Below are 25839 nucleotides of genomic sequence, written 5' to 3' on the forward strand. Positions count from 1 at the left end.
ACGAAACCAGTTGCCAGAGGGCCTGTAAGCCGGGTTCTGTCCACGCGGCCCTTTCCCGCAAGGGAGGTGCGCGCGATAGGCGACCATTCCTCTAGGCCCACATTTGCATGGGGGCTCAAGCAATCAACCCGGACCGCGGGGCGGAACTCCCCATATGCGGTCCCTATTCGATCTTGCTCCCGGTGGGGTTTGCCGTGCCGCTTCCGTTGCCGGTCGCGCGGTGCGCTCTTGCCGCACCCTTTCACCCTTGCCCTCAGTCCGAAGACCAGTGGGCGGTCTGCTCTCTGTGGCACTTTCCCTGACCCCGGCGAACCGGGACCGCCGGGCGTTACCCGGCACCGTGTTTCCGTGGAGCCCGGACTTTCCTCGGTGCATCTTCATGCAACGCGGCCGCCCGGCCCTCTGGCGTCGGCTGCGATAGGCTCAATCCCGGCGCGGTGCAAATAGCGGCTTTGCAGCCGGCCACCACGACAACCACACTTCCGCTACCAGCAGCGGCAGGACGAAGCTCAGCCACCCCCGCGTCGCCGCACGCAGTTCCGAATTCTCGATAAAGCCCAACAACGCACCCTCCCCCGCCGCCATCATCCGCAGCCACACGAACGACAGCGCAATCGCGGTCGCCCGTATGACGAAGCCGCGATGCAGGTCGAACCGTCGCCGACACGCCGCCTGCCACGCCACCACGACGAATCCGATCCACACGGCTGCGAACAGCGTCAGGGGCACCTGCGTCTCCTGCGCTGCGATGCTGCTGCCAAGATGCAGCGCGAACAGCCCGGCGAGCAGCGATGCGATGAGATAGGCCCGGCCAAGCGCGCGATGCAGCCATGGCCAGCGCCCGCGCACCGTCGCCGCGAACTGAACCGGTGCGATCAGAAGCACGGGAATGGCCAGCGCAACATGCGCGAAATACCAGATGCGACGCCCCCAAAACGTCTCGCCGGTCGGCACCTCGCGCGTCGCGATGAATCGGAACGAGTCGCTCAGGAACCAGGCAGCTGCGGCCGCCACGACCAGCCAGAACAGCGCCCAGCCCCATCGTCTCGCGGCGTTCACCTCTTGCGCGCACCCTTCACCGTCGCGGGCAGCCGATAGCGTGCGTCGTCGATCGCCACCTCGATTGCGTCCTTGTCGATGATCGTCACCGCCGCCGCCTGCGCGCCATCAGCGGCGATCACCCCGCGCCCGTCGCGCGTGACGCGCAGCCGGTGGAACCCGCCATCGGGGTGGCGGATCGTCAGTATCAGCCCGTCCTGCGTCTGCGCGCGGTCGATCGTGCAGCGCGTGGAAAAGTCATCGCCACCGCCCAGCGCGCAGGGGATCCGCCCCTCGGCTTCGTCACGCGCCGCTTGCGCGCGCGCGTCCTTGACGTGATCCGCCTTGGTCTTGACCGGGCCGGGATCGCAGGCGGCGACCGCAATCAACGCCGTCGCCCCCAAAACTCTAGATATCCGCAAATACATGCGTTTCGGACTTTGCCCCCGGATGCGTTACCGCGCCCTTATAGGCAGGTCCGACATTCTGCGCATAGCGCCACAGAGCGCCCGATTGATAGTCGTTGGTGCGCGGCTGCCAGGCGGCGCGGCGCGCGGCCAGCACGTCTTCGGCGACGAGCAGGTCGATCGTCCCCGCCTCGGCATCGATGCGGATCGTGTCGCCATCCTCGACCAGCGCGATCGGCCCGCCCTCGGCCGCTTCAGGTCCGACATGGCCGATACAGAAGCCGCGCGTCGCGCCCGAGAAGCGCCCATCGGTGATCAGCGCGACCTTCTCGCCCATGCCCAGGCCATAGAGCGCGGCGGTGGTCGACAGCATCTCGCGCATGCCGGGGCCGCCCTTCGGCCCTTCATAGCGGATCACGACGACCTCACCCTCAAGGATCGACCGCGCCTCGACCGCCGCGAACGCATCCTCCTCGCAATCGAAGCAGCGCGCCGGGCCTTCGAAGACCAGGCGGCTCATGCCGGCGACCTTCACGATCGCGCCATCGGGCGCGAGGCTGCCGCGCAGGCCGACAACGCCGCCGGTGGGCGTGATCGGGGTCTTGACGTCGTAGATGACCTTCTGGTCCGGGTTCCACGTGACCTGATCGATATTCTCGCCCAGCGTCTTGCCGGTCACGGTCATGCAATCGCCGTAGAGCAAGCCATTGGCGAGCATGGTCTTCATCAGCATGTAGACGCCGCCAGCTTCGTACATATCCTTTGCGACATACTTGCCACCGGGCTTGAGGTCGGCGGCATAAGGCGTTGATTTGAAGACCTCGGCGACGTCGAACAGGTCGAACTCGATCCCCGCCTCGCTCGCCATGGCGGGGAGGTGCAACGCGGCGTTGGTCGAACCGCCGGTCGCCGCCACGATCCGCGCGGCGTTGACGAACGCTTCGCGCGTACAGATGTCGCGCGGGCGGATGTTCCGCTCGAGCAGCTCCATCACCTGATAGCCCGCCGCAACCGCGATCTGCTCGCGGCTGGTATAGGGCGCAGGGACCATGTTGCTGTTGGGCAGCGACAGTCCGATCGCCTCGCCGACGCACGCCATGGTGTTGGCGGTATACTGGCCGCCGCATGCGCCGTGACCGGGGCATGCGACCTTCTCGAGCGCATGGACTTCGCTGATCGGACAGGTGCCGGCGGCGAACTTGCCCACCACCTCGAACACATCGACCACGGTAACGTCGCGATCCTGATAGCGGCCGGGCAGGATCGACCCGCCATAGACGAAGATCGACGGGATATTGAGGCGCAGCATCGCCATCATCATGCCCGGCAGCGACTTGTCGCACCCGGCAAAGCCCACCAGCGCATCATAGCAATGGCCGCGAACGCTGAGCTCGACCGAGTCGGCGATCACCTCGCGGCTGACCAGCGAGGATTTCATCCCCTGATGCCCCATCGCGATGCCGTCGGTCACGGTGATCGTGTTGAAACGGCGCGGCATCCCGCCATTGTCATTCACGCCCTTGCGCGCGGCATCGGCTTGCGCGTCGAGCGTCGTGTTGCACGGCGCGCTGTCATTGCCCGCGCTGGCGAGCGCGACGAACGGGCGGGCGATTTCCTCTTCGCTGAGCCCCATGGCGTAATAATAGCTGCGGTGCGGGGCGCGCTCGGGGCCGACGGAGACGTGGCGCGAGGGCAGGCGGGACTTGTCGAAACGGTCGGTCATGCGGCGCCTATGTCGCTGCAAGCCACCCCTGCGCAAGCGGATTGCGCACAAATGTTACTAAATTTCGTAGAATTTCGCACCACATCGTCACGCCGGCGTCATCGGAGATTAGATCATTGCGGATTTCGATGCCCAGATAGGGCGTCCCGGTCGCCTCGGCGTGGCGGTTCATCGTCGCGTTGAGCAGGCGGCCCGAATAGGGCTCGTTATCGCCGGTCACATGCCCCTGGCGGGTTAACCAGTCGACCGCTGGCAGCGCCGCGCGGGCATCGCGATTGTAGAGGATGCCGACTTCCCATGGGCGGGGTGCGACGAACCCGCTTTCCAGCGCGGGGGTAAAGCTGTGGACCGACACGATCAGCGCCGGGCGCTGCGTCCGGACCTGCGCAGCGATGGCGCGGTGATAGGGTGCGTGGAAGCGGGCGATTCGTGCGACCCGGTCGGCACCGTCATTGCCGGAGATCGCGTGGCCATCGCTGGCGTGCGGGATGAGGCCCAGCGCATCGGCCTCACGGTTCAGGTCGATCACCAGCCGCGAGACCGTGGCGAGCATCGCGGTCGCGTCCAGAAGCTTCGCCAGCCCGCGGCTCACCGCCGCCGCACCGATGTCGATCGCGATATGCTTGTCGAGCAATTGGGGGTCGATACCAAGGTCGATATCGGCGGGCACATGGTTGCTGGCATGATCGCACAGGATCAGCATATCGCCGCTGCCTTCGATGCGCTCGACGACGTTCATCTCTTGCCGCCCAGAAAGGCTTCGAGTCGCTCGGCAAAGCCGGACGATCCGAAGGCGTCTTCGAAGGACCGGTCATGCGCCGGATCGCCGGGATCGCGCAGAACCGCCTTGAGCATCCGTACCGCGTCGGGATCATTGGCGGCGATCATTTCGGCCATCGCGCGCGCTTCACCGTCGGCATCCGCCACCCGGCGATGCGCCAAGCCGATCCGCGCGGCCTCGTCCGCGTCGATTCGGTCGCCGGTAAACAGCATCCGCGCCGCCTGTCCGGCCCCGACTCGTTCGCGCAGCCGTGCAACATCGGTCGCGGGGTAGCCGATGCCGAGCCTGGCCGGGGTCGTCGCGAAGAGCGCCGCGTCCCCCGCTACCACAATGTCGCACGCCAGGGTCAGCGCGACCGCCGCACCGAAACACCCGCCATCGACGGCGGCGATCACGGGAACCGGCAATGCCGCGGCTGCCTCGATCCCCCGCGCCATCGCGGTGCGGAAGCGGGTGCGCATCGCCGGGTCGCGGACCAGCGCCGAAAACTCGGAAAGATCTGCCCCAGCGGAGAACATCCCGGGCATCGCCGACTCGATGATCAGCACCCGCGCATCGCTGGCGGCGACCAATGCGGTCGCATCCGCGATCGCATCCCACGCTGCGATCGCCAGCGCGTTGCGCGCGCCGCCCCGGTCGAGGGTCAGCAGCGCGGTCGCCTCATGGAACTGAAGGTGGATCATCTGCGCCCCGCGGGGCGGGGATGGCGCCCGTCCGAAGACGGGGGCCACCCACGGGCGTCTCGCTCCCGGCGCATGACCCGCAATGTCCCTTGAGCAAGTTCGGGGCCAAATGGGCCGCCCCTCCGCTGCGGTGCCGCGAGGGCGGCGGCGCGTCCCGAAACGGGGCAGCGACCTGTCACGACAGCACCGTTTCGAGACACCACCAGCCCGGCTGCTCAGCCACCAGTCGCTCTGCCGCCGCATGGCACGCCGCTGCATCGGCAAAGGTCGCAAAGCAGGTCGCCCCCGAACCGGACATGCGGCACAGCTCTGCGCCGGCCTGCGCCTCCAGCCATTTCACCGTGTCTGCGATCTGCGGCGCGACGGTCAGCGCGGGCGGATACAAGTCGTTGCGCCCAGCCCTCGCCCGCTCGATCAGGCTCTCAGCGTCCGGCACCGGCCCCCGGTCCACACCATCCCAAGCCGCAAATACCGCACCGGTCGGCACCGCCACCCCCGGGTTGACCAGCAGAACCGGCACGCCCGGCGCGCCGTCGATCCATTCGAGCTGCTCGCCCCGCCCGGTCCCGATCGCGCTGCGCCCGTACAGGCACGCAGGAACATCCGATCCCAACGCATCCGCCACCGCGAACAGGCGCAGATCATTGATCGCTACCCCAGCACGCCTTGCCAACAGCCGCAACGTCGCCGCCGCATCAGCCGATCCACCGCCCAGCCCCGACGCCACCGGCAGGCGCTTGTCGAGAATGATCCGCCCCGGCGTCGCCACCCCGAACGTCGCGCCGAACGCATCGCGCGCACGGGTCACGAGGTTGTCCCCCTCCCCGCTCAGCGCAGCGCCGAACGGCCCTTCGACCTCGAAACCTTCGCCATCCGGGTCGAGCCGAACGACATCGCCGTCGCGCACGAACGCGAACAGTGTCTCCAACTCGTGAAAGCCATCGTCCCGCCGCCGCCGCACATGCAGCGCCAGGTTGAGCTTGGCCGGAGCGGACTCGATCAGGATCAGTTTGCCGCCGTCCTTACCACGACGCCGTCCGCGAGCTTGGTCGCCAGCCGCGCCTTCTGCTCACCCTCGGCATACAGAGACGCCGCGCGCCAGGCATAGCGTGCCTCGAACCGCCGCCCGGCGCGCCAATAGGCATCACCCAGATGCTCGTTGATCGTAACGCTCGACGGCTGGCCCTGCGCCGCGCGCTCGAGCAGCGGGAGCGCGCGCGCAAGGTCGCCGCTGCGATAATAGCCCCAGCCGAGCGGATCGGTGATCGCCGGATCGTCGGGCCGCAACCGGCTGGCGCGTTCGAGCAGTACCACCGCCTCGGTCAGATTCTCCCCGCGCTCGACCTGGGCATAGCCCAGATAGTTGAGCGCCACCGGCTCGTCGGGTGCCAGTTCGACGGCCTTGCGCAGATGCGGCAGCGCCGCCGCCCAGTCGCCGGCCCGCTCGAGCGAGCCGCCAAGCTGGAGATAATGGACCCAATTCGCCGCCGCCCCGGCGCGCGCCAACGCGTCGGCATAGAGCTTCGCCGCCTCCGCATCGCGCCCCTGATCGGACAGGATATCGGCATAGCGGCGCAGATCGCGCTCACTCGCTCCGCGTGCCGTCGCCAGCGACCCTGCGAGCGCCAGCGCCTGCGCCAGAATCCCCCTGCTTGCGGCGCAGCTCGATCCGCTCCGCCACCGCAGCGCCGTAGAACGGGCTGGCGGGCTTGATTGTCCCAAGCACCAGCTGCGCACGGTCGAACGCACTTTCCTCGCTCAGCGCCGCAGCCAGAAGCAATCGCGCGCGATCGTCGCCCGGTTCGAGCGACAGCGCGGATCGTGCAAGCAGGATCGCCAGTACCTGCGTCTCCTGCCCCTGAAGATCGGCGGCGAGCCGCGTCAGCAACCGGCTGGTGCCGAACGCCGCGCCCGGCCGTACCGCGACCAGTCCGCTGCGCAATCCCGCCATGGTCGGGTCGTCTCCCGCCAGCAATTCCAACGCCACACGCCGCTCACCAATCCCCGCGAGCAGGCTCGCCGCATTCCAGCGCAGGTCGATGCTTCCCGGGTCGGCTCCCATCGCCGCGCGCAGCGCCGCCAGCCCTTCCTCGCGCCGGTTCGAGGCCAGCAACAGCAGCGCGCGATGCTCGGCGATGTAGCGGCGGCTCAGCCCGCTTTCGGTCGCATTGTCGAGGACCGGGAACGGATCGCCGCCGCGATCGAACGCGATCCATGCGCGCAGAACCGGGCTGAGGAAATCCAGCGGCCCCGCCCCGATCCGCCCCAGCGCATCGTCGGCGGCAAGCTTGTTCTTTGCCTTAATCGCATCAGCGAAGGCGAGGATCGCGGTATCGGGCGGCGCAACGTCCGACCGGACAAGCACCGCCGCGGCGCGCCGCGCCAGCGCCAGATCGCCCGCCGCCAGTGCATTGCGATAGGCGCGGATCGCCACCACCTCATCGCCCGGTGCCGCCGCCAGTGCCGCAGCATAGCCCGCCGCCGCAGCATCGACCGCGCCGTCCGCCGCCGCCGCGCGCGCTTTCACATAGGCACCCAGATCGGCACGTGCCGCCCCCGGCAACAGGACCGCTAACGCCGCGGCGGGCAGGACGAGATGCTTACATATTGGGATAGTTCGGACCTCCGCCGCCCTCGGGGACGACCCAGTTGATGTTCTGCGTCGGGTCCTTGATGTCACAGGTCTTGCAGTGGACGCAATTCTGCGCGTTGATCACGAACTTCGGATCGCCCACATCCTCGCCGACGATCTCGTAAACGCCCGCCGGGCAATAACGCTGCGCCGGCTCGTCGTACATCGGCAGATCATATTCGACCGGGATATCGGGATCCTTCAGCGTCAGGTGGACCGGCTGGTCCTCCTCATGGTTGGTGTTCGACAGAAACACCGACGACAGGCGGTCAAAGGTCAGCACACCATCGGGCTTGGGATAGTCGATCGGCTGGACCAGATCCTTGCGCCACAGGCTCTCATGATCGGGCTTGTGGCCCATCGTGAAGGGCATTTTGACGCCCCAGCTCTCCAGGAACATCGTGACGTTGGCGAGGCCCGACCCGACCAGATCGCCGAACTTCTTGACCAGCGGCACGACGTTCCGGACGACGCTGAGTTCCTTGTACAGCCAGCTCGCCTCGAACGCTTCCGGATAAGCGGTCAGCTCGTCGCCCGACCGGTCCGCCGCAACCGCCGCGAACGCAGCTTCGGCCGCCATCATGCCGCTCTTCATCGCGCCATGCGTGCCCTTGATCCGCGGCACATTGAGGAAGCCCGCGCTGTCGCCGATCAGTGCGCCGCCGGGGAACACCAGCTTCGGGATCGACTGCAATCCGCCATCGCTGATCGCGCGCGCGCCGTAGCTGACGCGCTTGCCGCCCTTGAGGATCTTGGCGATCGCCGGATGGGTCTTCCAGCGCTGCATCTCCTGGAACGGCGACAGATAGGGGTTGGAGTAATTGAGCCAGGTCACGAACCCGAGCGCGACCTGTCCATTGGCCTGATGGTACAGGAACCCCCCGCCATTCGACCCGGCGGTCTCGTTGAGCGGCCAGCCCTGGGTATGGATCACCCGGCCCGGCTCGTGCAGTTCGGGATCGATGTCCCACAATTCCTTGACGCCCAGGCCATAGATTTGCGGCTCGACACCCTCGCAAAGGTTGAACTGGCGCTGGATCTGCTTCGACAGATGCCCGCGCACGCCCTCACCGAACAACGTGTAGCGCGCGTGCAGCTCTAGGCCGGGCTGATAGTCATGCTTGTGCGTGCCGTCGCGCGCCACGCCCATGTCGCCGGTTGCGACGCCCTTCACCGACCCATCCTCATTGTAGAGGATCTCGGCGGCAGCAAAGCCTGGGAAAATCTCGACCCCCAGCCCCTCGGCCTGCTCCGCGAGCCAGCGGCACAGGCTAGCGAGGCTCCCGGTGTACGTCCCCTCATTGTGCATGAACTTGGGGGTGATGAAGTGCGGGATCGCCCATTTGCCCGTCTTCGACAGCAGCCAGTGCTGGTTGTCGGTCACCGGCACCTGCGCCAGCGGACAGCCGGTCTCGCGCCAGTCGGGCAGCAGTTCGTCGAGTGCCTTGGGATCGATCACCGCGCCCGACAGGATGTGCGCGCCGACCTCGGACCCTTTTTCGAGCACGCACACGGCGATCTCGCTGCCCGCTGCATTGGCCAGCTGTTTCAACCGGATCGCCGCCGCAAGGCCCGCCGGCCCTGCGCCCACGATCACCACGTCATAGGGCATCGACTCGCGTTCGCTCACTTCCCGTCTCCTCTCGGAACACCGGCGTAACATCTCGTCGTGTGTCCGGCGCACTCTGTCCCTGCCCCGATGAAGGTAGATTGACGGTGGCGTCAAGGCATGACTCTAGTGATTGCATGGGTATCGAGGGGGTCATGGACTGGCGGGCCGAAGCCGCAAGCGCACTCAACTGGTGGCGCGACGCGGGGGTTGATGTGCTGGTCGACGACGATGCGCGCGACTGGACCGCGCGCCCTGCCCCTACGGCACAGCCCGACGCGCCACCGCGCCCCGGCCCCAAAGAGCCGGAGCCCGAAGCGCCGTTGCCCGCGACGATCGAGGCGTTTCTCGACTGGCGATATGGCGCAGGCGCGCCGGAGGCGGCGATGGGGGAACCCTTGGTGGCGGCGGAGGGCGATGTCGCCGCGCCGCTGATGATCGTCACCGACTTGCCGGAATTCGACGGTGGCACCCCCGCCTTGCTCGACGGTGCGGCGGGAAAACTGTTCGACCGAATCCTTGCCGCGATCGGCCAGTCGCGCGAGTCGGTCTATCTCGTCCCGCTCTGCGCCGCGCGCCCGATTACGGGTCAGGTGCCGCGCGAACTTGAGGAAAAACTTGGCGAAATCCTGCGGCACCACATCGCACTGGCGGCTCCAACGCACCTGGTTCTGCTCGGCCAGGCGACGAGCCGTGCCGTTCTCGGGACCGATGCCGACAAAAAACCTGAGGGTTTAACGCCATTTAACTATTCTGGAGGACAATCAGCCGTCGTCGCCATCCGCCATCCGCGCTTCCTGTTGAACAAGTCGGCGGCAAAGGCAGACGCCTGGAAAGACCTGCAATTGCTGATCGGGGGGCAAAGCCTGTGAGTGCGCGTATCCTGCTGGCCGTTTGCGCATTGATCGCGCCGATGACGGCCCATGCCTCGGACGACCGCAGCCCGTCGAGCTTCGAGCGCCGTGAGGCGAGTGACGGCGTTCCCACCCAGCTGTCGCGCGAAGAGCGCGACGCCTATCGCGCAGTCTTCGCTGCAATCCGTGATCAACGCTGGGCCGACGCCCAGATCAAGCTCGACGCGATGCGCCCCGGCCTGCTTCACGCCACGGCGCGCGCCGAACTCTATCTCGCCAAGGGTTCGCCCAGAGTCGAGCTGCCCCAGTTGATGGCGGTGCTCGGCGAAGCGCCCGAACTCCCCCAGGCCGACCAGCTCGCCCGGCTCGCCAAGCTGCGCGGCGCGACCGCGCTTCCCGCGCTCCCCGTCGCTCAGCGCATGATCTGGCACGCCGGTGCACCGATCCGCAAACGCTACCGCTCCGCCAAGTCGGATGCCGCCGCCGCGCAGGTAGCGACCGCAATGGCCCCGCTGATCAAGCTCGACGACGCCCCCGGCGCGGAAGCGCTGCTCGACACCCGCACAGTCGATCTCGATCCTGAAACGCTGACCGAATGGCGGCAGCGGATCGCGTGGATGTATTACACCACAGGGCGCGACGCCGATGCGCGCCGTGTCGCCGCACTGGCGCAGGCAGGAGCGGGCGAATTTGCCCCGCTCGCCGATTGGGTTCAGGGCCTCGCCGCCTGGCGCCAGAATGACTGCGCGGGCGCTCAGGCCGCCTTCACCGCAGTCGCCCAGCGCGCAGCGGATACAGAAAAGCGCACCGCTGGCCTCTATTGGGCCTCGCGCGCCGACATGGCGTGCGGCCGCCCGGACCTGGTCAGCGCCCGCCTCAAGAGCGCGGCGCAACATGACGAGACCTTTTACGGCATGCTCGCCCGCCAGGCGCTGGGCATGAAGGAAGCGCCCGTTCGCGCCGAAAAGTTCGTCGCCGCCGACTGGAAGGCGCTCGACCGCCGCCCCAATGTCCGCGTTGCCGCCGCACTGGCAGAGATCGGTGAGGACGCGCTGGCCAGCGACGTCATCAAGCACCAGTCGCGGATCGGCGACGCCCGGGAACACGCCTCGCTCACCCGGCTCGCCGGACGACTTGGCCTGCCCGCGACCCAATTGTGGCTGACCCATAACTGCCCCGTCGGCGCACGCCCGGTCGAGGAAGCGCGTTACCCCGCTCCCGACTGGACACCCGATGGCGGCTGGCGCGTCGACAAGGCGCTGGTGTTCGCCCACACGCTTCAGGAATCGCGCTTCGACGCCAAGGTGCAGAGCCCGGCGGGTGCCTTTGGGCTGATGCAGATCATGCCCGCCGCCGCGACCGACATCGCCCGCAAGCGCGGCGTCAGCATCGGCCGCGCTGACCTCTCCCGCCCATCCACCAATATCGAGGTCGGCCAGTCCTATATCGAGCAACTCCGCGACCAGCCCTTTACCGGCGGTCTGCTGCCCAAGGTGATTGCGGCGTACAATGCCGGCCCCACCCCGGTAACCGCATGGAATGCCCAGATCCGCGACAAGGGCGATCCGCTTCTGTACATCGAGAGCATCCCCTATTGGGAGACACGCGGATACGTCATGACCGTGCTGCGCAATTACTGGATGTACGAGAAGCATGCCGGGCGCGACAGCGCGAGCCGCGCGGCGATGAGCCAGGGGCTGTGGCCCAAGGTGCCGGGCAGCACCGGCGCGACTGCAGTGCGAATGACCGCCTCCATCCCTCAGGACGACAGCGTCACCGGTGCCAATTGACGAAAGCGTTGCGTTTCGGCCCGTCCGGATCGCAATCCTCACTGTTTCCGATACGCGGACGCACGCAGACGACCGTTCCGGCGACACGCTGGTCGAGCGGCTGACCGGGGCAGGCCATGAACTCGCCGACCGTGCGATCGTCCGCGACGATCCCGATCTGATCGTCGGCAAGCTCCATGCGTGGATCGATGACGACACAGTGGACTGCATCATCGCCACGGGCGGCACCGGCGTCACCGGGCGTGACGTCACGCCCGAGGCGCTGGAGCGCGTCGCCGACAAGATGATCCCCGGGTTCGGCGAACTGTTCCGATTCCTCAGCTACGCCAAGATCGGCACCTCGACGATCCAGTCCCGCGCCACCGCATGCGTCGCGCGGGGCACCTATATTTTCGCGCTTCCGGGATCGACCGGCGCGGTCAAGGATGGGTGGGACGGGATTCTCGCCACCCAGCTCGACATACGCCACCGCCCCTGCAATTTCGTCGAGTTGATGCCGCGATTGCGCGAGGAATAATCCTTACCCGCACCACGCGATGACGGCCCCCAGCGCCACATCGACCCCGACGACCTGCCACAGCCACCATCCACCCGCGAGCACCACCGCCACGCCGATCAGCGCCAGCGCCTTCATGCCGCGGCCGCCTGCAATCGCGCGACTGGCCGCTCGGAAATCGGCAAATGCAGCAGGGCGGCAATGAAACCCAGTGCGACCGAAGCCATCCAAATGCTGTCATAGCTTCCAGTCCAGTCGAACATCAGCCCCGCGATCCACGCGCCGCAGAAACTGCCCAGCTGATGTCCCAGGAACACGATGCCGTAGAGCGTCGACAAATAGCGCATCCCGAAAATCTGCCCGACCAGCCCGCTGGTCAGCGGCACCGTGCCAAGCCACAGAAACCCCATCGCCGCCGCGAACAGCAGCGCGCTCACCGGGGTCAGCGGCGCAACGAGAAAGGCGATCATCACCACACCCCGCGCGGCATAGAGCGCGGCGAGCAGCCCCTTCTTGCTCCACCGCCCGCCCCACAGGCCGAACAGATAGGAACCGAAGATGTTGAACAGGCCGACCAGCGCCAGCGCATTCGCGCCGATCGCCAGCCCCAGCCCCTTGTCGGTGAGATAAGCGGGGAAATGCGTCGCAATGAACGCGACATGGAAACCGCACACGAAAAACCCGGCATTGAGCAGCCAGAAGCCGCGATGCCCCGCCGCCTCGCTCAACGCTTGGCGCAGCGTCTGCCCGTCCCCACCATCCTGAGACCCCGCCACAGCCGGCTTGCCTGAAACACCAACCGCCAATGCCAGCATCACCGCAATCAGCCCCGCCAGCGCCACCAGCGCCATCCGCCAGCCGAGCTCGCCAATCAGTAGCTGCCCCGCAGGCACCACCAGAAACTGGCCGAGCGACCCACCCGCAGTCACGATACCGAACGCCATGCTCCGCCGCTCCGGCGTGACCACGCGCCCGACCGCACCCAGCACGACGACGAAGGTCGTCGCCGACAGCGCCATCCCGACCATCAGCCCGAACGACATGTGCAGCCCGATGGCGCTCCCCGCCACCGACGCCGCGAGCAGCCCGATGGCGTAGAGCAAGGTCCCGCCCGCCACCACGCGCCCCGCGCCATGCCGATCGGCCAGCGCGCCGACGAAGGGCTGGACCAGCCCGAACAACAGATTCTGCAACGCCAGCGACAGGCCAAAGCTCGACCGGCCAATGCTGAGGTCGGTGCTCATGTCGGGCAGGAACAGCCCGAACGCCTGACGCACCCCCATCGCGATCGTCACGATCGCCGCGGCGCTGAAAATCACCCAGCCTGTACGCTTCATCCGGCCCTCCACGGCGTCGAGCGCCTCAGCTAGGCGCTCGACGGCCAATCGACCAGAGCGGTTGTGCACCGCGAAGAATTGCTTGGGTCAGCCTTCCTTCTTCGCCGCCGGCTTGGCCGGGATATGCTCGTCGAAAAATTTGCCAAGCTCGCCCAGCACCGACTCCCAGGTGGCGAGCACATCGCCGAAATTCTTCTTGTTCAGGCCCCCGACGGTGGTGACGTCGAAATTGACGATCAGTTGCCCCTCGTCGGTCACGTACATGTGCGAGAACCGCTTCCTGGCGTTCCATTTGTTTGCCAGTTCAACCGTGTTCTCCGGCTCCTTGATGAATGTCACACGGAACTGGAGCGAGTCGCACGCATTCGTCTCGACGCAGCCGTAGAAGAACGTGTCGAAATTATACCCCGACGCGGCGCTTTCGATCAGCGGATCGCCCTCGCTGTCCAACACCAGCTTGGCCTTCAGCCCCGCCTCGCGAAACGCCTCGACCACCGATCTGGGATTGCTCGCACACACCATCTCCGCGGCGCATGGCTCCTTGTCCTCCGCCATCGCCGGCGTCGCGCTGGCAGCGAAAAAGGGCATGGCTACAGCCAGATAAACACGACGCATCGATTCCCCCTGTTGTTCAAGCGATGATGTGGTGGGAGGCCCAGCGGCCGGTCAACCCATTTCGGGGATTGATCGACAGCTATTGGGATCGTTCTTGTTTTGTTTCGTCATGCGCGCTACCGTCATGCCATGGCCGCCCCCCGCCCCGTTCGCGGCGCGACGCATAATCGCGAAAGCACCCGTTTCGCGCTCCCGACGCGTGAGGCCGATGGCGATTGGCTCGACGCGCGCGAGGATATCGACGGCGAGGCACCGCCGCTGCGCACCACTGTGACCGTCGAGCATCCGCGCACGATCCTCAGCCGCAACCAGTCGCCCGACATTCCCTTTGACCGTTCGGTGAACCCGTATCGCGGGTGCGAGCATGGCTGCATCTATTGCTTCGCGCGCCCGACCCACGCTTGGCACGACCTGTCGCCGGGCCTGGATTTCGAGACGAAGCTGTTCGCCAAGCCCGACGCCCCCGCCCTGCTCCGCGCCGCCCTCGCCAAGCGCGGCTATGTCTGTCAGCCGATCGCGTTCGGTACCAATACCGACCCTTATCAGCCGATCGAGGCGACCTGGCAGATCACGCGCGGCTGCATCGAACTGCTGGCCCAGTGCAACCACCCGATTACTATCACCACCAAGTCACATCGGGTGACCCGCGACATCGACCTGCTGGGGCCGATGGCGGCCAAGGGGCTGGCAGCGGTGATGCTGTCGATCACCTCGCTCGACCCCAAGGTCGCGATGACCGTCGAGCCGCGCGCACCGCACCCCGAACGCCGCCTCGCCGCAGTGGCAAAGCTGCGCGCGGCGGGCATCCCCACCTTCGTCTCGCTCTCCCCCGTCATACCGGCGATCACCGACCATGAGATCGAACACATCATGGAGCGCGCGGCGGAGGCGGGTGCGCTCGGCTGCTTCTTCCTGCCTGTCCGCCTGCCGCATGAGGTCGCACCGCTGTTCCGCGCCTGGCTCGACGAACATTTCCCCGACCGCGCGGCCAAGGTCATGGCAACGATCCAGTCGATCCGGAGCGGGCGCGACAACGATCCGAACTTCCACAGCCGGATGCGTGGCCAAGGGCCTTGGGCCGATCTGCTCCGCACCCGATTCAGGATCGCGGCGAAGCGGTACGGACTCGATCAGCCCTTTCCCCCGCTCCGCCGCGACCTGTTTCGTCCGCCGACCGGGGATCAGGGTGAGTTGTTCTGACGCTCACTAGCGGATCGACGAACGGCGATACTGACTCACGCACACTTGCCCGGTGTTCACCGGTGCTGGGGCTGCAGGTGCTTGCGCGATCCTGTCCTCCACCGGGTCGATCAGGCGGAAATCCCGCATTCCCATCGTGCACACGAAGATCGGGGATTGGAATCCGTCGGTCATATCCTCGACCTCGACCCGCATCAGATTGGCCGCCTGCAGCACAGTCAAACCCGGACGGGCAAGCGTGTTAAGCAGAGCGATGCTGTAGGGGCTGCCACGGCTGTCACCTTCATAGGCCGAGCCGAAGGGCGTAGTCGCATAGATGATCCCTATTTCAGGACGCGGCGGACTCGCTGGCTTACCCTTTCGGGTGCCGTCATTGTCGCGCATTCGCGCTTCCCCGCTCAGGAAATTGTGCAAAAACCGGGTCTTCCGCTCAAGCATGCCCACCTCGCTGCTGAGGCAAGCATCGACAAGATAGAGGATGCGCGCAGGCTTCTCGCCCCGCAGTGGACGCCCCGCGCCCCGCGTCGCCGCCTTATCGTCAGTCTCCGCAACAGGAACGTGCGCGGCTTCGATCGCCGCGTTGATTTCCCCCAATCCGATCGGGAACACGCCCATGCCCGCCGCGCGGCCCTGGTTCTTGACCGGGTCACCCGACAGCAGCATCGCGCCGTCCTCATCGGCCATGACCCCGTGCCCAGTCAGGTAAACGATCTTGGTACCGGCACTCGCCGTACCCAAAAGGCGGGCCTCTTCTAAAACCTGTTCGCGACTCGGCTGATGAATCCACCTTACTGCTACACCCAGCGCCGACAGCGTCGCGGTCATACGCTTCGCGTCCCGTAACGGATTATCCAGCTGAGCCATCCATCCGCAACCGCCATTGTCCGACACAATCAGCGCTTGGGCATCGGGGATCAGGCCCCATTCGGTGCCGGCCGGTGCCGCACGCGCCACCGCGCGAGGCACTCCATCGAGCCATATCTCTCCGGCCGTCTGGTCGTAAATCGCCGGGTTCTGCTCGTGCCTCGCGCGACGGGCAGTCAGCGCGACCTGAACCCGGGTTCGCTTGATCACCGCGTCGAACGGGATCAGCGGCGACAGATTTCGCACAAAATGCCGGGTAAACACGCCGTTCGGGTCGGGATCATATCCGGCCAACCCGTCGAGCGCGGTCTGGCCCGATCCGGCCGAGTAGGCGACGTAGAAGTTGTTCGGGGCCTGGACCGAAGAGAAGCCAATTGCCGCGTTCCGGTCGGTGACGATCGGTGGCCCGTCGCGGCACGCGTCGAACACCGCAATCGTTTGCTTCGGCGCCCTCGCCGCGATGTCGCGCATCATTCGCGACAGCGGTACGCCGCGCTCGACGATTCCATCGGCGTCGGCGTCCACCGGCAACAAATAGTTCTCTCCGGCAATCTGAACGCCATGCCCCGCGAAGAAGAGAAACGCGGCACTGCGCGGATCAAGCGAGCGGATAAACGCATCGAGGGCTTTGGAAAGCGACGCCGCATCAGGGTTGTCGGCGTGCTGCACATCATAGCCGAAAGAGACCAGCTTGTTGCGCACAGCATCGGCGTCGGCTCGCGCTCGCGACAGGGGACGCAGTCGGACATAATGATCGGCGCCGACGACCAATGCTCTCAGGCTGGAACGCGCCTGAGCAGACGCCCCGAAATCGACCAGCCCCAACGGTAAGCCCGCCGCAGCACCGATAAAGGACCGTCTCCCTAATCCTTGCACCCCGTCCGCCATGCCTCCGGTTTTACAGACGACGCCTTAACACGGAAAGGGACGCATTCTGACGAACGGACTCACACTCCCGCGAACTGGAAGTCGCGATACTTCTCGCGCAACGCGGTCTTCAGCAATTTGCCGGTCGCGGTGTGCGGCAGGTCTTCGACGAAATGGATCTCGTCGGGCAGCCACCATTTGGCGACCTGTGTCGCCAGATGCGTGCGGATCGTCGCCTCGTCGACATCGCTGCCCGGCTTGCGCACGACCAGCAACAGCGGCCGCTCATCCCATTTGGGGTGGTAGACGCCGATCGCCGCCGCCTCGGCGACGCCGGGACAGCCGACCGCCGCATTCTCCAGATCGACCGAGCTGATCCACTCGCCACCCGACTTGATCACATCCTTCGCGCGGTCGGTGATCTGCATCGTCCCGTCTGCGTGCAGTACCGCCACGTCACCGGTGTCGAACCAGCCGTCATCGGTCAGGCACGGTCCGTTGGTGTCCTGGAAATACTGCTTGATGATCCATGGCCCCTTGATCTGGAGCCGCCCCGAACTGGTACCGTCGCGCGGGAGCAGCTTGCCGTCGTCATCCACCGTGCGCAGCTGTACCCCGAACGGTGCGCGCCCTTGAAATACGGTCTGATCGACCTTCTGGTCGAAGCTCAGTTCGTCCCAATCATGCGTGGGCGCACCCATCGTCCCGATCGGCGAGGTTTCGGTCATGCCCCAGGCATGGTTGACCCGCGCGCCCATCTTCATGATCCGCTCGATCATCGCGCGGGGTGCCGCCGATCCGCCGATTGTTACGACCTTGAGATGCTCGGGCGTCGCGCCGGTTTCATCGATATATTGGAACATCGCCAGCCACACGGTCGGCACGCCCGCGCTGTGCGTCACCTTCTCGCGGTTCATCAGGTCGCATAACGTCTTGCCGTCATTGACCGCCGACATGACCAGCTTCACTCCGGCCATCGGCGCGGCAAAGGGCAGGCCCCAGCCCACCGCGTGGAACATCGGCACGACCGGGAGCACCACCGACTGGGTCGACAGGTCGAACACAGCCGGCTGCAACTCCGCCATAGCGTGGATCATCGATGAACGGTGGGTGTAGAGAACACCTTTCGGATTGCCGGTCGTGCCGCTGGTATAGCACAGCATGCACGGCTCACGTTCGTCGCCTTCGACCCAGGCATAGTCGCCGTCCTCGGCCCCGATCACAGCCTCAAAGCTGTCCGGCCCGTCGCCGTCGAACACGATGTAATGCTCGATCGTCTTCCATTGCGGCTTGAGCTTGTCGACGATCGGCTGGAACGCCTTGTCATAGATCAGCACCCGGTCCTCGGCGTGGTTGCCGATATAGGCGAGTTGATCCTCGAACAGCCGCGGGTTGATCGTATGGACGATGCCGCCCATCCCGATCGTGCCGTGCCAGGCGACCAGGTGACGGCTGTGGTTCATCGCCAGCGTCGCAACGCGGTCGCCCTTGCGGATACCGCGCCGCTCCAGCGCCTGCGCCAGCTTGCGGCTGTCACGCCCGATCCCTGCCCAGTCGGTGCGCGTCTCGCTGCCATCGGCCCAGCGGCTGATGATCTCGCGCGATCCATATTCACGCTCGGCATGCTCGATGACCCGGGGTACCCGAAGTTCGAAGTCCTGCATCGCGCCCAGCATCGCTCTCTCCCAAATCTGCGCGGGTTTCCGCGTCCGTCACCCATAGTGCGATCAGGACGCGGTTTAGGAAAGAGGAAAGCGGATTTGTTCGCTTTCTGCGCCAGCTTTTTATCTTTTGGTGCCAGTCACGCTCAGCTTGCCAGCGCCAGTCGCGGCTGCGCGGTGGGCTTGAGCTCTGCGCGCTCGATTCCCGGCAGCCCCACGATCCGCGTTGCCAGCTCGCCGTCGAGCCGGAAATTGCGCCCCAGCACCAATTCCGCCTCGCCGCCGTCGGGCAAGGGCGCATCGACCACCACCTCGCATCGCCCGCCGCGCGCATCCTCCAGCAGCTTGGCGACCGCCGCCATCGTCCCGGCCTCGCGCACCGCCATGCGCAGCGTCAGCCGCACATCCTTCGCCATCCCCTCGAACGGCTGGACCTTGCGCACTGTCACCCGCGCGCTGTCCTCGCCCGGCCGCCGGTCGAGCTCGACGGTCAGGATGCCGCAGCCGCCGACACGCGCCGCATCCTCCATCTCCTTGGCGCTATGTTCCTCGAAACAGGTGCACGGCACTGTCCCGCTCGCATCCGACAGCGTCGCCATCATGTAGCGCTTGCCCCGCGCGGAGGTGCGCCACCGCGCATCTTCGATCAGCGCGGCAATCGTTGCGCCCGCACGCCCGCCCTCGGCGATTTCGATGTCGTTGAGGCTGGCAATGCTCCGCGCTGAATGCAGCTTCGCCAGATGCTGATAGCGGTCGAGCGGGTGCGCCGAGAAGAAGAAACCAAACGCCTCCTTCTCCGCCTCGATCCGCTGACCCAAAGTCCAGTTCGCGCTCTTGGGCAGCTGGATCGCCGACCCGACCGGCTCGGCCTCACCGAACAGACCGCCCTGCCCGCTTGTGCGATTCTCGTGCGTGCGCTGCGCCACCGCCATGATCGTCTCGGCGGCGGCATGGACCTTGGCGCGGTCGGGCGCGACGCTGTCGAACGCCCCCGCCCCGGCCAGTGCCTCGACCTGGCGTTTGTTGAGCAGCCGCGGGTCCACCCGTCGCGCGAAATCGTCGAGGCTCTGGAACCGGCCCTTGGCCTGGCGCTCCTCGACCAGCAGCTCCATCGCGCGTTCGCCCACGCCCTTTAGACCCGCAAGCGCATAGCGGACAGCGAACCCGTCACCATGCTCGGCCACCGAAAACTCGGCCTCGCTCGCATTGATGTCGGGGGGCAAACACGGCGTACCGAGCCGCTTCATATCCTCGACAAAGATCGCCAGCTTCTCGGTCTGACCGAGTTCGAAGCACATCGACGCGGCGTAGAATTCGTGCGGATAATGCGCCTTCAGCCACGCGGTGTGATAGGCGAGCAGCGCATAGGCCGCCGCGTGCGACTTGTTGAAGCCGTAGCCAGCGAACTTGTCGATCAAGTCGAACAGCTCGTTGGCCTTGGCCTCGGGGATATTGTTCACCTTGGCGCAGCCCTCGACGAACAGCGCGCGCTGCGCGTCCATCTCGGCCTTGATCTTCTTGCCCATCGCGCGGCGCAGCAGATCCGCGCCGCCGAGCGAATAGCCGGCCAGAATCTGCGCGGCCTGCATCACCTGTTCCTGATAGACGAAGATGCCGTAGGTTTCCTCGAGGATCCCCTCCAGCAGCGGGTGCGGATATTCGATCGGCTCGCGCCCGGCCTTGCGCGCGCCGAACATCGGGATGTTGTCCATCGGGCCGGGGCGATAGAGCGAGACGAGCGCGATGATGTCGCCGAAATTGGTCGGCCGCACCGCCGTCAGCGTGCGCCGCATCCCTTCGGATTCGAGCTGGAATACGCCCACCGTCTCACCGCGCTGGAGCAGTTCGTACACCGCCGGATCGTCCCAGCCGAGCGCGGCAAGGTCGATCGTGATGTTGCGCGCGGCGAGCAGATCGACCGCCTTTTGCAGCACCGACAGCGTCTTGAGTCCAAGGAAGTCGAACTTCACCAGCCCCGCGCCCTCGACATATTTCATGTCGAACTGCGTCACCGGCATGTCCGAACGCGGGTCGCGATACAGCGGCACCAGCTCCGCCAGCGGCCGGTCGCCGATCACCACGCCCGCGGCATGGGTCGATGAGTGGCGCGGCAGCCCCTCGAGCCGCATCGCAAGATCGATCAGGTGGCGGACATCGGCGCCGCCGTCATACTCCGCCTTGAACTCGGAAACGCCGTTGAGCGAGCGCGACAGCGTCCACGGATCGGTCGGATGGTTCGGCACCAGCTTGGCCAGCCGGTCGACCTGGCCATAGCTCATCTGAAGCACGCGCCCGGTGTCCTTGAGCACCGCGCGCGCCTTCATCGTTCCGAAGGTGATGATCTGCGCGACCTGATTGCGCCCATATTTCTGCTGGACGTAACGGATCACTTCGCCGCGTCGCGTTTCGCAGAAGTCGATGTCGAAGTCGGGCATCGACACGCGTTCCGGGTTCAGGAACCGCTCGAACAGCAACCCCAGCGCCAGCGGGTCGAGGTCGGTGATGGTCAGCGCCCAGGCGACAACGCTGCCCGCGCCCGAACCGCGCCCCGGCCCCACCGGAATCCCGTTCGCCTTGGCCCATTTGATGAAGTCCGCAACGATCAGGAAATAGCCGGGAAATCCCATCTGGACGATGATGTCGGTCTCGAACGCCAGCCGGTCGAAATATTCCTGCCGCTTGGCCGGATCGGTGATCCCGGCATACTCCAGCCGCGCCTCAAGCCCCGCGCGCGCGTCGTCGCGCAGCTGCCGTGCCTCGCCCTCGATATCGCCGGCCAGGCTTGGCAGGATCGGCTTGCGCTTTGGCGCGGCAAAGGCACAGCGCTGCGCGACCACCAGCGTGTTGTCGATCGCCTCAGGCAGATCGTCGAACAGCCGCTTCATCTCGGTCGCGGGCTTCATCCAAGCGTCGGGCGATGACCGCTGGCGCTCGTCGCTCGCGACATAGGCGGAGCCAGCGATGCAAAGCATCGCGTCATGCGCCTGATGGAAATCGGGCACCGCATAGCTGACCGGATTGGTCGCGACGATCGGAATGCCGCGGTCATAGGCCAGGTCGAGCAGCTTGGGCTCGGCCCGCGCCTCGACCTCGTCCAGCCGCCGGATGATCTCGATGTACAGTCGGTCGCCGAACAGCCCCTGAAGCCGATCGGCATAGGCGATGGCGGCGTCGTCCTGTTCTTCCGCGAACAGACGGGTCAGCCCACCTTCACGCCCCGCAGTCAGCGCGATCAGCCCGTCGGTGCGTCCTTCCAGCGCGGAAAAGGGCACATGTGCGTCCTTCTCGATCGGTCGGTCGAGATGCGCCATCGAGACAAGGTGGCAAAGATTTTCATATCCCGTCGCGTCCTGCGCAAACAGAGCCAGCCAGTCGAGCGGTGGCGTGACGCCGTCGGGCATGTCGGGGCGCTCGACGCAGAGCAACGACCCGATGATCGGCTGCACCCCCGCCTTCTTCGCCGCATCCGAGTAGGGCATGGCCGCGTAAAGCCCGTTGCGGTCGCAGAGGCCCGCCGCCGGAAACCCCAGCTCGCGCGCCCGCGTCGCAATCGCCTTTGGCTCGATCGCGCCTTCGAGCATCGTGTAGGCGGAGAAGACGCGGAGGGGGACAAAGCCGGAATGGGGCATAGAGGTGGTTATATGTATCCTTCAGCGGTGGCGGAACCCGCTCGCGAAGGTTCTCCACAGCTTATCCACACGACTCATCGTCACCCCGGCCCTGTGCCGGGGTCCACCAGAGGGCAAGCGCGGTGGCGGAGGCTGAATCGTGGCGTTGGCGGATGAGTGGACCCCGGTACAAGGCCGGGGTGGCTAACTTCTGGATCGCCTAAAGCAATTTTTCGATATCCGCCGCGATATCCTCGGGCTTGGTCTGCGGCGCATAGCGCTCGACCACATTCCCTTCGCGGTCGATCAGGAACTTGGTGAAGTTCCACTTGATCCCCCTCGGTCCCGAACAGCCCCGGAGCCTGTTTCTTGAGCCACCGATACAGCGGCGCTGCGTCCGTGCCATTGACGTCGATCTTGCCGAAGACCGGGAAGGTCACGTCATAGGTCAGCGAACAGAAATTCGCGATCTCCGCCGCATCCCCCGGCTCCTGCGCGCCAAACTGGTTGCACGGGAAGCCCAGCACCTCGAACCCGCGCTTGCCATAGCGGCGGTGCAGTTCCTCGAGCCCCGTATATTGCGGCGTAAACCCGCATTTCGACGCGACGTTGACGATGAGCAGCACCTTGCCCGCGAACTCGGACAGATCCGCCAGCTCGCCGCTGGCCGTGGTGACCGGGATTTCGGTGATCGTGGTCACATCGCTCTCCTATTCAACGCCCAGATCTTCTGCGCGCACGATCCCGTAGACATCCGCAAACGCAATCATGCCGCTGCCGCCGGTCGGTTCCGCCGGGAACCGACTGTCAGCGGCGTTATCGCGGTTGTCGCCAAGCACGAACAGCCGTCCCGCCGGCACGTTGATTTCGGGCATGTTGTCGCCGGCCGTGTATCCGAGATCCAGCACGCGATACGAGCTGCGCTCACCCGGTAGTGTTTCCGCCAGGATGCGGGCCTGCTCGCCTTCAATCGACAGCGTTCCCGCATCGGATTGCGGGACCAGGGTGCCGTTGAGCACGACGCGTCCCTCGCGCATCGCCACACGATCGCCCGGCACGCCAATGACTCGCATCACCCAAAAGGAATCACCAACCGAAAATACCGCAATGCTCCCGCGTCGCAGCGTCTCAGGGGGCGTCTTGCGCGCGGTGACCCGCATCTCGGGTCTCAGCGTCGGTGCCATGCTCTCGGACACGACGCCCAACGTGCGGAACGGCAAGCCACCATGCTCGATGAGTGTCGCCGCACCATAGCCAGCAGCGCCAAGCAGCACGATGCCCGCCCCGGCCAGAGCCAGATGGGCAAGCTTCATTCCAACAGCCCCTCATGCAACCGCACCACGCGGTCCATCTTCGCCGCCAGCCGCTCGTTATGCGTCGCGATCAGCGCTGCCGCGCCCTCGCCGCGTACCAGCCGGAGGAATTCGGCGAGCACCACGTCGGCGGTCTTCTCGTCCAGATTGCCGGTCGGCTCATCCGCCAGCACCAGGGCCGGCCGGTTGGCGAGCGCCCGGGCGACCGCGACGCGCTGCTGCTCGCCGCCCGACAACTGGCTCGGCCGATGGGTTAGCCGCGCGCCAAGGCCGAGCGCGGTCAGCAGCGCCTCCGACCGTGCTCGCGCATCGGCGACGGTCGCGTTCTGAATGAGTTGCGGCAGCACGACATTCTCGAGCGCGTCGAAGTCAGGCAGCAGATGGTGGAACTGATAGACGAAGCCGAGCTTGTCGCGCCGAGTCACGGTTCGCTCATGGCTCTCTAGTTTCGCCACTTCGATCCCCGCGATCCGGATCGATCCTTCGAACCCGCCTTCCAGCAAGCCGACCGCTTGCAACAGCGTCGACTTGCCCGACCCCGATGGACCGAGCAGCGCGACGATCTCGCCCGGCTCCACCGACAGGTCGATGCCGCGCAGCACCTCGATCGTGGTATCGCCCTGTGTAAAGGCGCGGCGCAGGCCCATTGTCTGGAGGACTGGCTCACTCATAACGCAACACCTGTACCGGATCAGTGCTCGCCGCCTTGAACGCGGGGTAGAGCGTCGCGAGGAAGCTGAACCCCAGCGCCATCAGCGCAATGCTGGCGACCTCCACCGGGTCGGTCTTGGCGGGCAATTCGGTCAGATAACGCATTTGCGGATCCCAGATCTCCTGCCCTGTGATGAAGCCGAGGAAGCTCAACACCCCCTGGCGGAAATAGAGCAGGATGAAGCCGAGGATCAGCCCGGCGACGATCCCCAGCCCGCCGATCGCGGTGCCGACCGTCACGAAGATCTTGATCAACCCGCTGCGCGTCGCCCCCATTGTGCGCAGGATCGCGATGTCGCGGGTCTTGGCGCGGACCAGCATGATCAGCGACGACAGGATGTTGAACACCGCGACCAGAATCAGGATCGACAGGACGGTGAAGGTGACCAGCCGGTCCACCGCCAATGCCTCGAACAGCGTCGCGTTCAGCGTGCGCCAGTCTGACAGCTGCGCGCTCTGCACCACCTTTTGCGCCAGCGGGGCGAGGATTTCGCCGACACGGTCGGGGTCTTCGGTATCGATCTCGACCATGCTGACCGAATCGCCCATCAGCAGCAATGTCTGCGCGGTCTCCATCGGCATGACCACGAACGCCTTGTCGTAGTCATAGACCCCGACCTCGAAAATCGCGGCGACGCGATAGGATACGATTCGCGGCACGGTGCCGAACGGCGTTGACGGCCCCTGCGGGCTGATCAGCTGGACATTGCTTCCCAAAGACGCGCCCAGCGTCATGGCGAGGCGCGACCCGATCGCTACGCATTCGCAGTCGGGGGTCAGCTCGGCCATCCGGCCCATCACCACATTGCGGTTGAGCGTCGGGTTGGCGCGCAGGTCGGCGACGGTCATGCCGCGGATCAGCACGCCTTCGACCCGCCCCTGAAAGCTTGCCATCAACGGCTGCTCGATCAGTGGCGTGGCGCTGGTCACGCCCGGCGTCCTGCGCGCCTCCGTCGCCACCTCGCGCCAGTCGCGCAACTGGCCGCCATAGCCCTGCACCACTGCATGGCCGTTAAGTCCCGTGATCTTGTCGAACAGTTCGGCGCGAAAGCCGTTCATCACACTCATCACGATCACCAGAGCGGCAACGCCCAGCATCACCGCGACCAGGCTGATCGACGCGACCAGAGCGATAAAGGCCTCGCCCCGGCCCGGCAGCAGATACCGGCGCGCGATCATGCGTTCATATCGGGAAAGCAGCATGGGCGCGGTGTTAGGGGGTGGCGGGGGGCACAAGCAATCGCGCTGTTGCCAAATCAACACAGGGTGAACGCAAAGAGTCCCAACAGGGTTATCGCCCCGTGACAACACTCCGTCGCCATCCTAGCAAAGCGCCACGAAGCAATGGCAATGGCCGTGGTTCGGGGAGGCTCTTCAGCCCCGTCCTGCAAAGGATGCGCGGGCAGAAGTGGCCACTTAAGGGGGCTGACGAGGCATCGTCACGCAGGCGCCCGGGTCGGAAACGGCCCGGGCGTTTGACATTTTGGGGCAAGGCAGCGGCCCGCTCCGCTGACCGAACACTTACAAGATACCGGTGTTGGTGGGCACGATCGCACGCCCGGAGCTGCCGTCGCGGTAAAGCCGCCAAATTGAGTCGGGGAGGAAGCCCTGGGAGCCATCCCGGCCCCCTCCCCTGTTCGACGACGTTCG

General features: G+C 66.0%; 21 protein-coding genes, 1 other RNA gene and 1 pseudogene. 4 read left to right on the top strand and 19 right to left on the bottom strand.

The genetic code is table 11. The annotated features are described in order from the left end of the window. Nucleotides 1-9: 9 nt before the first annotated feature. The 10 genes from rnpB to LRS08_RS00215 form a co-directional block, all read right to left on the bottom strand. Nucleotides 10-406, bottom strand: an RNA gene (gene rnpB, locus LRS08_RS00170) — RNase P RNA component class A. 17 nt (nt 407-423) lie between these two features. Beyond that, nucleotides 424-1059: a DUF2306 domain-containing protein gene (locus LRS08_RS00175; protein WP_260481163.1), complete on the bottom strand. Its 636-nt coding sequence runs from the start codon at nt 1057-1059 to the stop codon at nt 424-426. Continuing rightward, nucleotides 1056-1427, bottom strand: coding sequence for a hypothetical protein (locus tag LRS08_RS00180; protein WP_257845562.1), 372 nt, complete (start codon nt 1425-1427; stop codon nt 1056-1058). The genes LRS08_RS00175 and LRS08_RS00180 overlap by 4 nt, the downstream gene beginning before the upstream one ends. 19 nt (nt 1428-1446) lie before the next feature. Continuing rightward, entirely contained in the window at nt 1447-3168 is a 1722-nt protein-coding gene (gene ilvD, locus LRS08_RS00185) for a dihydroxy-acid dehydratase (protein WP_257845561.1), read from the bottom strand. A 7-nt stretch (nt 3169-3175) separates the two neighbouring features. Then, nucleotides 3176-3907, bottom strand: a complete 732-nt coding sequence (locus LRS08_RS00190) for an N-formylglutamate amidohydrolase (protein ID WP_257846166.1) — start codon at nt 3905-3907, stop codon at nt 3176-3178. Then, the gene (locus LRS08_RS00195; RefSeq protein ID WP_260481164.1) at nt 3904-4632 is read right to left on the bottom strand and encodes an enoyl-CoA hydratase/isomerase family protein; all 729 of its coding nucleotides are present in this window, start codon (nt 4630-4632) and stop codon (nt 3904-3906) included. Before LRS08_RS00195 ends, LRS08_RS00190 begins: the two co-directional genes overlap by 4 nt. A 175-nt stretch (nt 4633-4807) precedes the next feature. Continuing rightward, on the bottom strand, nt 4808-5638 hold the full coding sequence (locus LRS08_RS00200) for a 4-(cytidine 5'-diphospho)-2-C-methyl-D-erythritol kinase (RefSeq protein ID WP_257846165.1): 831 nt from the start codon (nt 5636-5638) through the stop codon (nt 4808-4810). After that, a complete protein-coding gene (locus LRS08_RS00205) occupies nt 5638-6138 on the bottom strand; it encodes a tetratricopeptide repeat protein (protein WP_260481626.1) in 501 nt (166 codons plus the stop codon). The genes LRS08_RS00200 and LRS08_RS00205 overlap by 1 nt, the downstream gene beginning before the upstream one ends. A 79-nt stretch (nt 6139-6217) precedes the next feature. Beyond that, nucleotides 6218-7195, bottom strand: coding sequence for a hypothetical protein (locus tag LRS08_RS00210; protein WP_260481177.1), 978 nt, complete (start codon nt 7193-7195; stop codon nt 6218-6220). 37 nt (nt 7196-7232) lie between these two features. Then, a complete protein-coding gene (locus LRS08_RS00215) occupies nt 7233-8894 on the bottom strand; it encodes an electron transfer flavoprotein-ubiquinone oxidoreductase (protein WP_257845559.1) in 1662 nt (553 codons plus the stop codon). 116 nt (nt 8895-9010) lie between these two features. Here LRS08_RS00215 and LRS08_RS00220 point away from each other — a divergent pair, with 116 nt between their 5' ends. Genes LRS08_RS00220 through moaB form a run of 3 tightly spaced genes read left to right on the top strand, consistent with a single transcriptional unit; the run spans nt 9011 to nt 12034 of the window. Continuing rightward, entirely contained in the window at nt 9011-9745 is a 735-nt protein-coding gene (locus LRS08_RS00220; protein ID WP_260481178.1) for a uracil-DNA glycosylase family protein, read from the top strand. A 41-nt stretch (nt 9746-9786) separates the two neighbouring features. Continuing rightward, nucleotides 9787-11517, top strand: coding sequence for a lytic transglycosylase domain-containing protein (locus LRS08_RS00225; RefSeq protein WP_257845557.1), 1731 nt, complete (start codon nt 9787-9789; stop codon nt 11515-11517). Beyond that, a complete protein-coding gene (gene moaB, locus LRS08_RS00230) occupies nt 11507-12034 on the top strand; it encodes a molybdenum cofactor biosynthesis protein B (protein ID WP_257845556.1) in 528 nt (175 codons plus the stop codon). Before LRS08_RS00225 ends, moaB begins: the two co-directional genes overlap by 11 nt. Before the next feature lie 113 nt (nt 12035-12147). Here the strand turns inward: moaB and LRS08_RS00235 are convergent, their stop codons facing one another. Then, nucleotides 12148-13350 (bottom strand): MFS transporter, encoded by a 1203-nt coding sequence (locus LRS08_RS00235; RefSeq protein ID WP_257845555.1) that lies wholly within the window; start codon nt 13348-13350, stop codon nt 12148-12150. Between the two features lie 87 nt (nt 13351-13437). Continuing rightward, nucleotides 13438-13965, bottom strand: coding sequence for a YbjN domain-containing protein (locus LRS08_RS00240; RefSeq protein ID WP_257845554.1), 528 nt, complete (start codon nt 13963-13965; stop codon nt 13438-13440). 129 nt (nt 13966-14094) lie between these two features. Here LRS08_RS00240 and LRS08_RS00245 point away from each other — a divergent pair, with 129 nt between their 5' ends. Then, complete coding sequence (locus tag LRS08_RS00245; protein WP_260481179.1) at nt 14095-15165, top strand: PA0069 family radical SAM protein; 1071 nt, start codon at nt 14095-14097, stop codon at nt 15163-15165. A gap of 6 nt (nt 15166-15171) precedes the next feature. Here the strand turns inward: LRS08_RS00245 and LRS08_RS00250 are convergent, their stop codons facing one another. The 7 genes and pseudogenes from LRS08_RS00250 to LRS08_RS00280 all read right to left on the bottom strand — a co-directional run bounded on the left by LRS08_RS00250 (nt 15172) and on the right by LRS08_RS00280 (nt 25392). Further along, nucleotides 15172-16917, bottom strand: coding sequence for a caspase family protein (locus LRS08_RS00250; protein ID WP_257845552.1), 1746 nt, complete (start codon nt 16915-16917; stop codon nt 15172-15174). A 59-nt stretch (nt 16918-16976) separates the two neighbouring features. After that, on the bottom strand, nt 16977-18572 hold the full coding sequence (locus LRS08_RS00255) for a long-chain fatty acid--CoA ligase (protein ID WP_257845551.1): 1596 nt from the start codon (nt 18570-18572) through the stop codon (nt 16977-16979). 131 nt (nt 18573-18703) lie between these two features. Next, nucleotides 18704-22186 (bottom strand): DNA polymerase III subunit alpha, encoded by a 3483-nt coding sequence (gene dnaE, locus LRS08_RS00260; RefSeq protein WP_257845550.1) that lies wholly within the window; start codon nt 22184-22186, stop codon nt 18704-18706. Nucleotides 22187-22385: 199 nt separating this feature from the next. After that, nucleotides 22386-22866 (bottom strand): annotated as a pseudogene (locus LRS08_RS00265) (glutathione peroxidase). 9 nt (nt 22867-22875) lie between these two features. Continuing rightward, on the bottom strand, nt 22876-23478 hold the full coding sequence (gene lepB, locus LRS08_RS00270) for a signal peptidase I (protein WP_257845549.1): 603 nt from the start codon (nt 23476-23478) through the stop codon (nt 22876-22878). Next, on the bottom strand, nt 23475-24149 hold the full coding sequence (locus tag LRS08_RS00275; protein ID WP_257845548.1) for an ABC transporter ATP-binding protein: 675 nt from the start codon (nt 24147-24149) through the stop codon (nt 23475-23477). Before LRS08_RS00275 ends, lepB begins: the two co-directional genes overlap by 4 nt. Then, nucleotides 24142-25392 carry a lipoprotein-releasing ABC transporter permease subunit gene (locus tag LRS08_RS00280; RefSeq protein WP_257845547.1) on the bottom strand — a complete coding sequence of 417 codons (1251 nt, stop codon included), beginning with the start codon at nt 25390-25392 and terminating at the stop codon, nt 24142-24144. The genes LRS08_RS00275 and LRS08_RS00280 overlap by 8 nt, the downstream gene beginning before the upstream one ends. Nucleotides 25393-25839 lie beyond the last annotated feature (447 nt).

Source organism: Sphingomonas sp. J315 (genome assembly GCF_024666595.1).
Classification (GTDB): domain Bacteria; phylum Pseudomonadota; class Alphaproteobacteria; order Sphingomonadales; family Sphingomonadaceae; genus Sphingomonas.